12 protein-coding genes and 1 pseudogene are annotated in these 15,521 nt (G+C 48.3%); 7 read left to right on the top strand and 6 right to left on the bottom strand.

The genetic code is table 11. The annotated features are described in order from the left end of the window. Positions 1–3 precede the first annotated feature (3 nt). Positions 4–612 (bottom strand): annotated as a pseudogene (locus C9I99_RS01000) (murein L,D-transpeptidase catalytic domain family protein); the annotation flags it as partial. A 220-nt stretch (positions 613–832) separates the two neighbouring features. Here C9I99_RS01000 and C9I99_RS00995 point away from each other — a divergent pair. Both C9I99_RS00995 and C9I99_RS00990 read left to right on the top strand, forming a co-directional pair. Then, entirely contained in the window at positions 833–1,465 is a 633-nt protein-coding gene (locus tag C9I99_RS00995; protein WP_107346983.1) for a D-Ala-D-Ala carboxypeptidase family metallohydrolase, read from the top strand. 130 nt (positions 1,466–1,595) lie between these two features. Next, positions 1,596–2,249, top strand: coding sequence for a PAS and helix-turn-helix domain-containing protein (locus C9I99_RS00990; RefSeq protein ID WP_107346982.1), 654 nt, complete (start codon positions 1,596–1,598; stop codon positions 2,247–2,249). 160 nt (positions 2,250–2,409) lie between these two features. On the opposite strand, the gene C9I99_RS00985 is transcribed toward C9I99_RS00990, so the two are convergent. Continuing rightward, positions 2,410–3,306 (bottom strand): LysR substrate-binding domain-containing protein, encoded by an 897-nt coding sequence (locus tag C9I99_RS00985; protein WP_107346981.1) that lies wholly within the window; start codon positions 3,304–3,306, stop codon positions 2,410–2,412. 146 nt (positions 3,307–3,452) lie between these two features. On the opposite strand from C9I99_RS00985, the gene C9I99_RS00980 reads away from it, so the two are divergent. Genes C9I99_RS00980 through C9I99_RS00970 form a run of 3 tightly spaced genes read left to right on the top strand, consistent with a single transcriptional unit; the run spans position 3,453 to position 6,794 of the window. Then, the gene (locus tag C9I99_RS00980) at positions 3,453–3,668 is read left to right on the top strand and encodes a DUF1656 domain-containing protein (RefSeq protein ID WP_166645341.1); all 216 of its coding nucleotides are present in this window, start codon (positions 3,453–3,455) and stop codon (positions 3,666–3,668) included. 18 nt (positions 3,669–3,686) lie between these two features. Then, the gene (locus C9I99_RS00975; RefSeq protein WP_107346979.1) at positions 3,687–4,580 is read left to right on the top strand and encodes an HlyD family secretion protein; all 894 of its coding nucleotides are present in this window, start codon (positions 3,687–3,689) and stop codon (positions 4,578–4,580) included. Between the two features lie 9 nt (positions 4,581–4,589). After that, on the top strand, positions 4,590–6,794 hold the full coding sequence (locus tag C9I99_RS00970; RefSeq protein ID WP_107346978.1) for an FUSC family protein: 2,205 nt from the start codon (positions 4,590–4,592) through the stop codon (positions 6,792–6,794). Between the two features lie 87 nt (positions 6,795–6,881). Here C9I99_RS00970 and yfcC read toward each other — a convergent pair whose 3' ends face one another. Continuing rightward, entirely contained in the window at positions 6,882–8,360 is a 1,479-nt protein-coding gene (yfcC, locus tag C9I99_RS00965) for a putative basic amino acid antiporter YfcC (protein ID WP_208113343.1), read from the bottom strand. A 253-nt stretch (positions 8,361–8,613) separates the two neighbouring features. After that, positions 8,614–11,070, bottom strand: a complete 2,457-nt coding sequence (locus C9I99_RS00960; RefSeq protein WP_107346976.1) for a family 20 glycosylhydrolase — start codon at positions 11,068–11,070, stop codon at positions 8,614–8,616. A gap of 487 nt (positions 11,071–11,557) precedes the next feature. On the opposite strand from C9I99_RS00960, the gene yidA reads away from it, so the two are divergent. Continuing rightward, complete coding sequence (gene yidA, locus C9I99_RS00955; RefSeq protein WP_107346975.1) at positions 11,558–12,367, top strand: sugar-phosphatase; 810 nt, start codon at positions 11,558–11,560, stop codon at positions 12,365–12,367. A 19-nt stretch (positions 12,368–12,386) separates the two neighbouring features. On the opposite strand, the gene C9I99_RS00950 is transcribed toward yidA, so the two are convergent. Further along, entirely contained in the window at positions 12,387–13,097 is a 711-nt protein-coding gene (locus C9I99_RS00950; RefSeq protein ID WP_107346974.1) for a hypothetical protein, read from the bottom strand. 329 nt (positions 13,098–13,426) lie between these two features. After that, a complete protein-coding gene (locus C9I99_RS00945) occupies positions 13,427–14,410 on the bottom strand; it encodes a SphA family protein (protein WP_107346973.1) in 984 nt (327 codons plus the stop codon). Positions 14,411–14,576: 166 nt separating this feature from the next. On the opposite strand from C9I99_RS00945, the gene C9I99_RS00940 reads away from it, so the two are divergent. Continuing rightward, on the top strand, positions 14,577–15,512 hold the full coding sequence (locus C9I99_RS00940; protein WP_107346972.1) for a CorA family divalent cation transporter: 936 nt from the start codon (positions 14,577–14,579) through the stop codon (positions 15,510–15,512). The last annotated feature ends 9 nt before the right edge of the window (positions 15,513–15,521 follow it).

The raw sequence follows: 15,521 nt of genomic DNA, 5'->3' as shown, positions 1-15,521 counted from the left end.
TTCATTGGCTGCAAGGATGATGCTACCACCTTTAATTAAATCGATAATTTCCCTGTTCTTTTCAGGTGGCAATGCTGGGCATCCCCAGCTCCAGCCGATAAAATTATTCGATGCCAGAAAGTCAGGCGACGCATATTTTGCACCATGGATCACAATATAACGCCGGCGGGCATTATCATTAACCCCCTCAGACAACCCATCAAGACGGAGCGAATAGCCATATTTACCGTAGTATGTCTCAGCCGTCTTAAACACGCCCAATGAGGTCTGCTTGGAATTTACCGTATTGGAAAAACGTTCAGCGTACGCACCACCGCTTTCAATGCCATGAGTCGTATAGGTATGATACTTCAGTTTCTTATTTGCTAAATCAACAACATAAAATCGCTTTTCATGAGATGGACGGCGAAAGTCAATAATCACCAAATTGGGATTCGCCCCAGTGCCTTTGGTCATATAAGCTTCGACACCTTCTTTGAGTAGAGCGTAATCAATGACGCCATCCAATGAGGCCATTGTGTACACTTCAGTGGCAAGATCTTCAATATGCTCTTCAATAGTACCCGCCTGCACCAGAGAAGAAAAAAGCAAAGTTAGCAGTATTTTTTTGATCATAAGCATTAACAAAAAGCGATTTTTTTACGATGAGATTACCTGACTAATTTTAACAGATTAATTGGTAATAGCTTTTTTATCTCACCAATTCAGACAGATTTTCATAGAAAATTACAAATAAAAACTTAAGAATCCCCCCATCCGCTATCAGGCAGATAACCTACACTTAAACGATCATGTCGATATATATCCTACGGATAGTGATATGGAGTAAGAGATGAAGTGGATTATATTGTCGTTATTTCTGACTTTTCCGCACGCCAGTAAAGCGGAAGCAATTGAACTATCAAAGCTTTATGAAGTTCATACCGATTTTGACTACAGTGACTTAGTCATTGAAATTCAGGGTTTCAAGGTTCCGACTCTTGCTGCATTTAGAGGTTGGGTTCTGATGAATGGCATGCAAAAGAAAATTCAGAAAGGACATGAATACTTTCTAGACAAAGGAGTAAAAGAAGGCATACCTCTGCACCTTGTACTTTTGCAGGGGACAGATTGGCGCCTCAGTAATACGACCATTTTCAACCTGCCAGATGAGAAAGTTTGGAAGAATATGGCCCGTACCCTCATTTTTATTCAAGAGCATGTCATGCCCAAAACCGGCTTACTGATCCCAGTCTCTGGCGACCGAAGTCAAGAATACAACCAACATGCAGGAGGGGCACCGAGAAGTTCTCACCTCGACTTCTGCGCTCTCGATCTCGTCCCAACGAGGAATATTTCTCGGGCCGAACTCCATAAAATCCTCAAGAGCGTATACACCTCGGTCGGTAAGGAAAACAAGATGGGCCTTGGCCTTTACAGTGGTGTGCGCTTTCATATCGACACCTGTGGCTACCGCCAATGGTAAGTTTGTACAAGCCGTGCTTTTGACAAACTAATCAAAAAGGGGGATTTATCCTACTTTATTTCTTTGATCGGGGTGATAAAATGCGCGGGTGAATATAGACCAAAATACATACTTATCCGTTCTGATTCATATGCTAGAGCACAGCCCTTATCCGGCAGGATTGAAGTCTAAGGATGGCATTTTTGCCTTTGCCAACAAAGCTTACCGTGACTTAGTCAATGCACCTGATGATATAGCGGGCCTCACTGATTGTGACCTACCATGTGATACAGCCCAATTTGCACCTGACTTTGTACAACAAGACAAACAAGCAATAACGGAAAACAAGACAGTAGTAACCATCGACGTGCATAAGTATGCGCATGGGTTCGATGCGTATACTTTTGAAAAGCGTCCCGTCATCATCAATGGTGAACCTTGGGGAATCCAGTTTAGCGCGACCAACTTGAGGGAATTGGTCAACTTAGCATCTTTTGCTGAAATTATGGCTCTGAACAATACCCATACCTCTTTCAGCACTATTAAACCAGAGCGTATGCCGCTAACGCCTTCACAGGAAATTGTCCTATTTTGGCTGCTGCGTGGGCGACAAACCAAACAGATTGCCCAATTGATCCACAGAACCCCCAAAGCGGTTGAAAAGCAAATCGCTAACTTGATAACACGCTTTTATGATGTTGGCGTGACCAACCGTGCCTCATTAATAGAATACGCTCGCTGCAATGGTTGGCTCTCTGTTATCCCCGAGCAGCTATTTAAAAAACCAGCGTCGATCATTGTATAATACGGTAATGAAAGTAAGGCAGTATAAAGCCAGCAGTACACTCCTGCTGGCTTAACGATCCCCGTGCGACTATCAATGATTTCAAAACTTGCAACAGGTTTACGTTGTCACGGCAACAAACACTACCGGCATGAAGAGCGTCCAGCTTTTCGCCTTTAGTTTAAGCCTCGGCGTGGTCCTCCAAAGCCTGACGGACAAATGCCTGCAAGGCTGTCAGCCTCGCGGTATTGCGCAGTGATGGTCGATATAGCATATAGAACTCAACCGCAGGCAATGTGTAGTCCTGCAAAATGGGGACCAAAGCCCCCTCTGCTAGCACATCACTGACTTGGAAAATAGGCTGTAAAGTAATGCCGGCACCTTCCAAAGCCGCCGCTAGCATCGCCTGCCCACTGTTCATCGTAAACCTTGATGCGACCGGCGGGGTGATCAAGTGCTGGCCATCATAGAAACACCATTTATGGGGGTTGGGTGACAGGTTACTCTGCAAGCATTGGTGTGTAATCAAATCCTCTGGGTGCTGCGGGATCCCGTTCTGCTCGAGATAGAGTGGCGAAGCACAAGCCACCATTTTGTAGCTGCGCAATTTGACTGCAATCAAGTCATCATAGCCTTTCAATTGCTCACGGAAGATAATGTCATAACCTCCCTTTTTTAAATCCGGTGGGTTATTTTCCAACACCAAGTCAATGTCCAGTTTGGAATACTGCCGCTGAAACCGAGCTAGAATCGGAGCCAACGCCTTGATGCCAAAATTTACCCCACAACTGATCTTGAGGCTGCCGCATGGCTCATTCATGTCACGGTAGATATCTTCCTGGGCTGCTTTGAGCTCAGCAAGGACCGCCAAGCACCGCTTGAAATACTGTTCCCCGGCTGCCGTCAGGCTCTGAAAACGGGTCGACTTGGCCAACAGCTTCGCACCGATCGAGGCCTCAAGCCCCCTGACATGCTTGCCCACCATCTGGGCGCTGATCCCCCGCTCATCAGCAACGGCAGCGAACGAGCCCAATTCAACGGCACGAACAAAGATCTCTATACTGGTTAACCTATCCACCAACCCCTCCTTTATTGCCAATATACGGGTTCTATTTTAAGCAACATTAGAAACTATCAGTTTCTAGTGAATTCCCCTTAGGGGAATTTATCACATCGTTTTTCCTCATTACTATAAAGACTTACTTTGTACAAAAGAGAAAAAACGTGTCCTTTGCCGTTCCGAAAGAAGTCGCTTTTGGTGATATCTACCTCCCTCCCCTGCTTGTCGCCGCCTTGCTTGGGTTGATCTGCACTTCAGTGACAGTCCGCCTGTTCAACCGGTTCCGCTGGTTTCGCCATGTTGCCAGTCCACCGCTGGTCGAACTATCACTGACAATCATCTACACCGTCGTTGTTAGTACCTATGTTTTTCCCTCATGACCTTTATCGGAGCCTATCTTGATCAAGCGCTATCTCGTCACCACCTGCACTCTATTACTTGCCCTTACGGCTATCGGCTGGAAATACCACCACTATCTCGATAACCCTTGGACAAGGGACGGCCAGATCCGAGCACAGGTTATCCAGATCACCCCTCGCGTGACCGGACCAATTATTGACTTGCCGATACGCGATAACAGCGAAGTTGCCGCCGGTGAACTGTTGTTCGAAGTCGATCCGCGTACCTACCAAGCAGCGCTCGCGAAAGCCAAGGCCAGTCTGGCGCAGGCTCAGGCACAGTTGCAAAAAACTGACGATGAAGCCAAGCGCGGCTCATCGCTTGCCCGCCGCCAGCCCGGTGCTATCTCGCAGCTCGCTCTGAACAAACTCAGCAATGCTGTCGAATCCGCCGAGGCCGGCGTGTTGGTTGCTAAAGCAGCGCTTGAGGAAGCCCAACTCAACCTCAGCTTCACCCAGGTCACCGCTCCCGTCGACGGGTTTATCACCAACTTAAACTTACGTGTTGGTAGCCAAGTCGTTGCCAACCAGCCCGTTGTCGCCTTGGTGGACAAAAACAGTTTCTGGATAGAGGGGTTCTTCAAAGAAACCGATATCCGGGACGTCGCTTTAGGTGACAAGGCAGCGGTAACCTTGATGGCCTATGGTGATCAGCCATTGCAAGGGCACGTTGAAAGCATCGGGTACGGTATTGCCCATAAAGATGGTAGTACTGGCGTCTCCTTGCTGCCCAACGTCAATCCCAACTTTCAGTGGATCAGGCTGGCCCAACGCATTCCGGTTAAAATTACCCTTGATGAGATCCCCGATGCTATCCAGCTCCGCGTCGGGTCCACGGCCTCGGTCATGGTTAATAAATCATACGCAAATGCTACGCCAACCCAAAACCGGTAAGGAACAACGATGCTTGATCAGCGCTGTATCTTGCCACTTAAAGTGGCCACTGCCCTGACTCTGGCCATTGTCAGTGCACTTTGGCTGGGCTGGGAGCGCCCGTACTGGGCCGGATTTGCCGTCATTGTAATGGCGGCGACAGAAACCTTCGGCCATTCCATGAAGAAAGGCCGCCACCGCTTGCTCGGGACCTTGCTGGGGGTCATTGCCGCGTTTTTGCTTGTCGGGCTGTTTGCCCAACAACTTGTGCTTTTTACACTGTTTTACAGTGCCTTCGCGGCAGCCTGCGTCTACCTGCAGGACAATCCACGCAATGGCTATCTCTGGACTATCAGCCTAGTGGTCGGCACACTGGTGATCGTGATGGGCAAACTGCAGCCAGAGTTAACCTTCGCCGTGGCAGTACTTCGGGTACAGGAAACCATTCTCGGTATTTTCTGCTTCACCTTGGTATTTAGCCTGCTTTGGCCTAGATCCAGTCGCCATACCGTTCTGTCGACCCTACGCCAATACTTCGACAGCCAATCCCAGCATATTGAGGCCGCCATCACCGAGCTCGATGAGAACGGGAGATTTACCCAGCCGCTGCATTTGGGCGATAGCCTCAAACAATTGACCCAGCTGGAGGATTTGATCTACGCAGCGCAAGCCGACAGCTACCATATCGCCAGCGATCGCCAACAATGGCAGACTCTGCTAGACCGGCTCAACCAGTGGGCGCTATTGTGCGGGCATCTGGCTGAACATACAGAAGCCCTAAGCACCCCTCTCGATAGTTCCCTGACTCCCCAGATCCGGGACTTGCTCAAGCGGATCACGGTACGGATCGCCAGTTGCCAGCAACTGCTGCAAGATCCGCTGCCTGCCAAATTGCAATACAACAACCCCGATCCACAGCCTATTAATCTGCCTAGCGGTAGGCTGGACCTTGATGACCACCTCGAGCAAGGCAGTACCATGTTGCTCGCTACGCAGTTGAGCCAAATCGATCAACTCCACCATGATATCTTACGGTCCTTGGTTGAAGTAAACCGTTTTGAACTCGAGTCTATCTCTGCCCTAGAGCAGCCACCACGGCTTCGACCCACACCTAGCGACCCACACCGTACAGCAGACAGAGCTCGCCGGAATAAGTGGGGGTTCCGACCGGATTCAGCGATTCACGCCATCAAAATTTGCCTTATCATCTGGGTCTGTATCGCATTATGGATCTATGTACCAATGCCTGGTGGAGCCATGGTGGTGCTATTAGGGGCGATCCTTGGCGCTATTGTCATCCCGCTGCCATTTGTCAGCATTTGGGCACTCTTGATACTCATTTTCGTCTGGTCACTGTTCGTACTGATCCAGTATGTGTTCATCATGCCGACATTCACCGAAGTCTGGCAACTGGTGGCCTTCTACTTCATCAATATCTTTTGTATCTGGCGCATATTTCACCAACCGCAGCATGCCATCCACCGCCTGCTCGGCTCGCAGATATTGATCCTGATGACCAGCGGTGCGATGCAGCTTACACCGGTGTACGACATCCAACTCGCCTTATTGCAGTTGATGTTGGTTAGTATTGTAATGCTGGTCATTTTCTTTGTTAACCAAGGGATTTTTCCTAGCAGCCCCGAGGCAACCTTGCTGCGCCAGTTGAGCAGCCTCTGCAATGGCCTGCAGCAGCGGCTAACCTCCTTATCAAAGCCCTGCTTACTCAATACGCTGGCCACTACCGGTCAAGATCCGCTTCGTGCGATAACCGGCGCCGACCTTGCGATGCAAAAAATACACTGGCCGCATTTTCCCGAGCAGGATCCGTCAAGGGTCGCGGCACTGATCGATCACGGCTACAACACCTGCCTGCACCTGCGCGCCTTTGAAGATAGCTATCGGCTCTGGTCGACTTCCTCATCGAATCCCGCCATCTGCAGGCTGATCAACCACGCCATCGAGGCGCTCGCCAACGTGATGGAGGGCACGGCAGTCAGTGAGCAACTGACTGACCACGAGCAAAAGCTTAACGCATTAATGTTCGAGCTCTATCGCGATTTAAAATACCTCGAACAGGACTCTGTCTTGCGGCTCTCGCTCAGCCAGGCTGATATTGATGCCAGCTACCGACTACTGGCTTCACTGCAATTGCTGATAGGCTCACTGCAAAGTCTCGCTAACGAAGTGCACGCTAATCAACTTCATCAACTGCGGTTACGGCCATTCACGCTATAGCCCCTAGCAACAAAAACGCCACCAGCTAAACTGGTGGCGTCTCTTAGACACAAAGTTGCAGCCAGGACTCCATTACCTTGTTATAACTTAGGCAAAACCTGTTATGTGTGCCGTTACAACAATCACGCTCGACAGTACAAACAGCAGGGCAATAAAACGCCAGACGAACTTCGCCCAGTCACCCCAGTCAATGCGACATACACCCAGCGTTGCCATCAGAGAGGCTGACGTCGGTACGATGATATTGGTGAAGCCATCACCGAGCTGGAAGGCCAACACGGCAACCTGACGGGTAACACCGGCCAAATCAGCTAACGGTGCCATCAGCGGCATCGTCAGCGCCGCCTGTCCTGAACCCGACGTCACAAAGAAGTTGAATACTGACTGGAACACATACATCAGCCATGCCGCCATCACTTCTGGCAATGAGCCGATAACGTTACCTGCACTGCTTAAGATAGAGTTCAAAACGCTAGCTTCGGTTGCATCACCACCACCACCGAGGATCAGCAAGATCCCTTTGGCACTCCCCACCAGTAAAGCGGGAGCCAACATGATGCTTGCACCTTCCTTAAACGCATCAGCCATATCATTGACCGTCATGCCATTGAGGCGGAAGGCCACACCAATCAAGCCAGCCACAAAGCCCATGGTAAAGAACTGAGAGGCAATTTCAGGGATGTACCAAGCGTGCGCTACCACGCCCCAAATTACCCAAACCATAGTCGCTACAACCGTCAGCATGACCAGGGTATCACCTAGGTTCCAGCGAGATGACGTTACCGACGCATCTTGATTTTTGAAGTGGACATCACCTTTGATACTAAAAGACTTGGTCGGATCTTTTTTCACCCCATTGGCATACCACATGGTGAAGGCGATACCGATGAGGGTGAACATAATCCAAAGGCCAACACGTACAGAGGCACCAGACAATACAGGTACGCCAGCAATGCCCTGGGCGACGGCGACTGAAAACGGGTTCATCCATGATGCTGCAAAGCCTATCTGGGTAGCGACGTAGGTCACCATCACAGTGGTAATGCCGTCATAACCAATTCGAACCATGAGCGGGGCGATAATGATCGCGAACGCGACCGCCTCTTCACCCATACCAAAAACAGCCCCCCCCAGGGAAAATAGGGAAAATAACACCGGAATAAACAGGGATTCGCTGCCCTTGGTTCGGTCAATCAGCCGCAAAATGCCGTTATCTATCGTCCCGGTACGCATCACGATGCCAAACGCACCGCCGATCACCAACATGAACATGATGACGCCAATTGCCGAGCCCCATTTGGAGCCAGAAACCAAACCTTCGAACACAAAGTTCATCAGGCCTATACCACCGCCACTGGCAAACAGACCGATGCTGTTGTAGACCAGCGCACCCTGCTCATCGGTCGCGTAGGTGAATGACTCAGGATCCAATACTGTACGGGTCTTTTCTGCCCCGTCAGCAATATAAGAGATAGTTTGGGTCTCAAACATACCTGCCGGTACGACATAGGTAATTGCCGTCGCCAACAGGCCGATAAAGAAGATCAATACCAGGGTATCTGGCATTTTCCAGGTTTTGTTTTGGACAACGTCCGATGTTGTATCGCTCATTATTATTCTTCATCTACCACTTAAAAATAAAGAATAAAATATCGTTAATTTTGCATATAATGTCAATTATATTTTTCATAATTGATAACCCACCACTTTTATCACTGCTATGAATGATTTGTTTTTTGATAAACTCCACACTAATAAAAAACGCGCCCTTAGAGGCGCGTTTTCAAATTACATTTCAATACAATGAACTAACCGCGCATTATTTGCCGCTGTTAGATTGCACCACTAACATTTCTGTTGGTTTAACAATCGCCACAATCGCTTCATCGTAAATTTTTGCAGCATCATTCAATTTAACTAAGTATTCACTTCGTTCTTTTTCACTAACCGACTGGTTCTGCTCCAGCTTGGCAATAATAGTCAACCCTATCTCAGCCACTTCGATTGTCTTCTCAGCAATGACCACACTGTCTACCGAAGCCACATTTGCCGCCAGAATTGGCTTGGCTTGCTGAGCAGCCTGCAGCACCGTTTCGTAATGCCCCTTCAAGGCTTCCAGTGCCTCACTGTCACCTTCGGCATATTGGTTGACTAGTTTTACCATGTCGTAAACGGCATGGCTTTCAACTGGCAGCGCATCGACAAAACGGTTCAGACGCTCGTACTGGTTATACAAATCACCATGGTTCGGTGTCTGGATCCACTTCTCCCAGTTACGTGCATAGTATTGAGCAGGTTCGGTGTACTCAGCCAATGCCACCAGCGGCTGAACATCTTGACCATTTGCCAGACGCTTGTACATCATCATGGCTTTGTTGTGGTGCTGCAGGCCAAGTGAAATTTCAGACCAGTTATCAATAGCCGCCATACGCTTGTACATGCTGTCTTCATCTGTCAGCTCAACCGGTGACCAGAATCGCTCGGCAATCGCATAGCTACGAGGCCAGAGACGGTTTTCAACCGTCATCGAGTCGTAGTTCTCTGCCCATGCCGTAATTTCACCACCTAAAATCAGTTTCTGCTCTTCCTCGGTCAAATCAGCAGGGTAACCGCCATTTGGCTCAGGGATCACTGAGTCGTCAATCTCGGTACCTGCAATCAACTTACCTGTAGTCGGCCAACGCACGTTGCCGATAAGCTGGTAGCTGTTGCCAGCCAACTCACCACCATCAAAAGCAAGGTTGAACTCGGTATAAGACATGAAGTTATCGAAATGGCCACGGAACACTTTGCCCGGCACGTATTCAAGAATGTACACTTCTTCACGTGACTTACCGTTATAATCGGTAAACGCACGGAAGTTGCCGTCTGTATCTTCGATAATCGTAATTAGGCCCTTACGTGGTCCACCTTTGGTACGCGGTTTCTGCCACTCGTAAGTCGCGAATGTCTCACCGGCATGCAGCTTATCATCCACCGTAATACCTGTTGGCATTGGATCGTTACGATAGTGGTAACTCGTCGGCTGCGGCTGATCGAGGTAGTAACCCGTCGACAAGATCCCCTGATAGCCTTCTTTTGCTGCACGGCCAATACTGTCATGCCCTCGCCAGCTCTGGATCACAATCGAGGTCGGTAAGTCTTTATGCCAGATCTCATCCCAGCCAATCATCTTCTTACCGCGCTCGTCGAGCATTTTTTCAACGCGTGAATTGAGGTATGACTGTAGACCGTGGTTGCCGTCTAGCCCTTTTTCTTTGATATACGCCTGGATCTCTTCGCTGTCGGTCCACTGCGCATAGTTTGGCTCATCACCGCCGATGTGGAAGTATTCATCTGGGAACAACTCGACCACTTCATCAAACACTTTACCGAGGAAGGTATACAGTTCAGGGTTAGTCGGATCCATCAGCGGAACAAACACCCCCCACTCACGCTGGTGCGGGTAGCTTTGCCCTTCCCCACCAGACATCAGTTCCGGGTAGGCATGAGCAACCGCCGACGCATGACCCGGCAGCGAGATTTCAGGGATCACTCGGATACCCAAGTTACGGGCGTATTCGACTACGCCACGAATTTCATCTTTGGTGTAGTAATCACCATCCGAGGTCATTTGCCATAGCTTCGGATAGCTATCCAATTGAATGCGAATAGCCTGATCATCCCAGATATGCCAGTGGAAAATATTCATCTTCGCCGACGCCATCGCATCTAACTGACGCTTTATCACATCAATTTCAACAAAATGACGAGACGTATCGTAAGACACACCACGCCATGGGAAACGTGGAGTATCTTCAATGGTCACTTCCGGCACAAAGTAGCCTGTACTGTCGGTTTCAACCAACTGAAGCAAGGTTTCAATACCACGGATAGCACCATAAGGGCGCTCAGAAGCCAACACAATCTTGCCATTCTTAGCCGTCAAGGTGTAAGACTCGTCAGCCTCAACGGTTTGAACTGCTGTTTTCGGTGCCTGATCAATATCAATCACCAATGTTGCTTTGGCTTCGCTATCGACATATGGGTTTAGCATCGGTACACCGGTTTGGCGTTCGAGGCGTTTCAGCAGACGCTTAGCCGTAAACGCTACACGCTCAGACTGATACCCTTTGATGAATACCTTGAAATCACCATCAATTTCGACCTTGCCGTCACGAAGTTCAACTGAGTGTGGATAAGGCATTAAATTCAAATCGGTATTCGGTGCCCCAGCATTCACTGCCGGCGACAGCATGGCGCCCAGAACCAACGCAGACAGGATCGTTTTTTTCATGATTATTCCTCAGACATACTCATCATTATTTATTGGGGTGATATCCAGCGTTACTATTCAACGTTACATGGGGGGCTGGACACCATTAACACTCACCCCTTATCGATGACGAAATATTAAATTCGCCATGCGAATTAAACAGTGAGAAAAACCACAAATCCCCGTACGTTGTTTGATAGTTTCACACATTTCATGGATGAAAATGGTGATATAACCTGATAAAACAATCACTTATTACATGTTAGAAACCAAGATCGAAATAAAGGTGTTTTATGATTTAATTCAAAAACTTATACCTTTGTCCCATTTCCAGATAAGTAACAAACTGTAACGCTGGCCCCCTTAATGTTTGACGCCCTATTTATGTGATTGACACATATCAACCTAACGTTGAAATGTCACAGTAACATCATCAAAGGGTGTCGAGTTGATCACAAAAATTGATTAGTATGCGGGTTCTAAAATTTTTCACTGATTGGACGAATCAATGTACAAACTGGTTGCTCTTGATATGGATGGCACATTGCTTAATTCGCAAAAAGCCGTTTCTCCACGAACCAAACAAGCTATTCAGGCCGCACGCGACAATGGTGTGCAAGTGGTGTTGGCCTCAGGCCGCCCACTAGAAGGCATGACCAAATACCTTGATGAACTGGGTATGACTGGCGAAAATGATTACGTCCTTAGCTACAACGCCTCATTGGTACAACGTGTAGAAAGCAAAACAGTGATCCGCAAGCAGATCATGACAGGCCGTGATGCCAAGAACATTGCTAGCCTAGCCAATGACTTCGGTACTTTCATCCATGCCTTCACGCCGGAGCGTGGCCTGATCACCCCACAGAACAACCCATACACCGAGCACGAATCAGTGATCAATGGCGTACCAACCACGGTACTTGATTTTGCAGAGCTTGCAGATGATGAAGAAGTGATCAAGGTGATGATGGTTGCCGATCCTGAAATTCTTACTGCGGCTATCAACCAACTACCTGAGAGCCTGTACTCCCAGTACACGGTTGTCCAGAGCGCCCCATTCTTCCTTGAGCTGATGAACCCAAACAGCAACAAAGGCACAGGCGTTGCCATGCTTGCCGAGCATTTAGGCCTAGATGCCAGCGAAGTGATTTGCATGGGTGATGCAGGCAACGATCACCACATGATCAAATACGCCGGCCTTGGTGTTGCAATGGGTAATGCTACCGATGATATCAAAGCAATTGCCAACCATGTCACTGACACCAACGACAACGACGGTGTGGCAAAAGTGATTGAAGAGTTTGTGCTCGGTAAATAACCAATAAAAAAGCGAAGGCCTACCCTTCGCTTTTCTTTAATTGGATTAATCTATCACGCTCATTGGTCGCACGGGTGCGGATTTCATGCAAGACATAGGTTTGCTGATCCCGCGTCCACGCCTGCCCCGAGTCGGGATCAAACTGGCGTGGCATTTCTACCCCTTGTGGCAAAAACGCCTCTATACCCGCGTCACGTGCGCTATCTACGGTACGCAGGCTATGCTCAAAAAAAGCAACCACCGCCGTTTTACCCAAATTAGAAACACCTCCAGCCATTGATACCGCTTTCTCAGCGACTCCCAGGGTACAAAGGTATTTCGTATTGCCCTTCCCTGAAAGACGAGGATAAATAGCATGGAGATCATTGGCAGGAATCCGGTTACCGACGGCCTCTGCGACCTCCCACTGGGCATAAACCGGCACACTCGTTCGGCGATATAATGACACGACCGTATCTGCAATCGCCTCATTCATCGGCCCCGGATACTGGTTGCCATTGGGGGATATACGATTTCCAAATGCAAAAGCGAGAATACTCTCTACCTGTTTGACCGAAACGGTTTCAGCATGCCAATTGAGTAAAGAGTCCATCAAAAACTGCGCAGTTTGTGTGGCAACATCCTTATTGTTCAACTGCTTGTTAAGCCTATCGGCAATTGCTTGCTGCAACTGCTCATCACTCAGCGACTCGATAGGATCGATCGTCGGCTGGTACATCATCGCTGCCATAACCACATCAACTCAATAGAATAATCGACAATAAAAGGAGCTTGCTACAGCCTAACTGGATAACTTTACAGCGGGATGTAACAACTCAAACATCCCGTCCGGTGGGGTGGGTATTATTAAATGCCATTCCTGCAAACCTTCGCCTTGGATTGAAGGCGCTGACAACCCTCTGAATCCTGCACCTTGAGGTAACTTGGGTATATTACTCACAGCTTAGTGATTGCGAATGCTTTTAGGACGCTAATACTTGATATGTCTTAGATGTGATACACAATACCAACAGCGTGTCATGGTCAGTCGCTCAGTGCGATAAGTCGATTAAAAAAGCCCTAAAACTGGGCAGATAACTTTAAGGAAATCAGATCGCCTTCAGGGCGGTTTCGAGCTTCCAACTCATTGATCCACTTTAATTCTGCTCGAACAGATCGCCCTGACCATTTTGTTTGGTAACTCAGTACAGGTCCAAGTCCGACAGCCTTTGCTTTGACGTTTCCCGACACGGCCCCACTGCCTGAATCCGAACGGATCTGTTGGTACCAATACCCCGACAAGCCGATCCCGGTGAACCCCCACAACAAAGGAACATATTGGATCAGCGTCGATTCAACATGCATCTGGGTACCCGTCTGATAGTCGGTATCCTCATTCTTGGTATTCCAATCGATTCCGCCAGACACAGTAAATTCTTGTCCAGTGATCGGCTCAATGTACTGCAGCCAAGCAACAGGTGAAAAGCTCCAGTAATTTTTACCGACATTGGCCAATTTACCGGCCTCAAAACCGCCCGTTGGTGCATAAAGGTTAAAATGAATTTCCGTTAGCCAATATTCAGATAAAGAGTAAGCCAGCATCAAAGGTGAAATGACAATATCGCCTAACCCACTATCCCAGTCTCGCAAGCGATGCCCTTGCGTATTATGTTCTTGGCTGGCAGATATTTCCACCGAACTGTATGGCAGCGCAATCGCCATGGCATATTGCCAGCCGCCTTTTAATTGAACCCCCGGATTCCAAATAACGTTCATCGAATAGGTTTGGGAGGTAATATTCAGGTCGTTTACCGTCAAACCGGCCAACGGTATTGAAAGTCCACTTCGGGAGCGTCCTTCGTACTCACTCAAATCCAGATACACATTGACCGATTGACGGGGTGGGATTTTGTTTATCCTTGATGACAAGGTACCCGGACGATAGTGACTACTTGCTCCCTCTTCTGCCATCACTTGGCAGGGAACAACTGCGGCGGCTAACAAAGCACCTGACAGCAAGGCCTTAAAGCACGAAGATAATCCGCAAGCCAACCTGGCACGCATAGAAAACTCCCCTGTATCTCAATAGCTTGAAATATAGATGAGAATTTTTAAATTACGTAGCCGCAGTGCAAAATAGCCATGATACAGATATCAATCCTTGACGAAATTATTGCAAGAAACCATTTTCTAGTGAATTAATTACACATCAACCAAAAAGGAATGTGTGATGAAAGGATTTATCATTTCTAGCTGGGATTTTTCATCCGGCGCAGCAAAACAGAAGCATCCGGAGATACAACAGGTCCTCGCCGAAAATTGGTATCACTGCCAACGAGATGCCGCTGGTCTGAAGGACTGGCTAATAGGTAGCCAGATCCCTGAGGCCGTTGTTGACTCTCTTCTAACCGATGACACACGTCCGCGATTTGAAAAATACAGCGACGATTGTTTTTTGATGATATTGCGTGGCATCAATCTCAACCAAGGGGCTGAGCCCGATGATATGCTCAGCCTACGTATTCTCTGGTTTAAAGGTGCCCTTATCTCAACACGTAAAGTACCTTCACGAGCCGTCACCAATATCATTAACCAGCTAGAACAAGGAAACGGTCCGCGTAGCTTACCGGACCTGCTGCAAGCAATGGCAAACAGCATAAACGGGATCATCTCAGGTTTTCTTGCCCCCGTAGAAGATACGCTCAATGACATGGACCACAATCTCACCGCCGATCCCAAAGAGATCAATGCGATATCTTCTCGCCTGCTTCGGCTACGCCGATATCTCAAGCCACAGCGCTATGTACTAGAAGACCTGATACAAGCTGATATTAAGGTGTTGGCCGGACACAAGAACCATTTCAAAAACTGCCTAGATACCATTGTGAGAATGAACGAATCTATTGAGTTCTATATCGACCAGGTCAATCTTTACTTTGCCAATATCAACCAGCAACAAACAGAAAGAATGAATAGAAATACCTATTTATTTTCTGTCATTGCTGGCATATTCCTTCCCGCAAGCTTTTTCACAGGCTTACTTGGCGTCAACATTGGAGGAATGCCGGGGATTGATAATCCACTGGCATTCACTCTGTTTTGTATCGGACTTGTAGCCATAGTGGCGATTGAAGTTATCGTGCTCAAAAGGCTGAGGTTCATTTAGAAATGGAAA

The organism is Photobacterium lutimaris (genome assembly GCF_003025555.1).
Lineage (GTDB): Bacteria > Pseudomonadota > Gammaproteobacteria > Enterobacterales > Vibrionaceae > Photobacterium > Photobacterium lutimaris.
The sequence above is the reverse complement of the archived record's forward strand: the minus strand, read 5'-3'. Positions and strand labels throughout refer to the sequence as shown.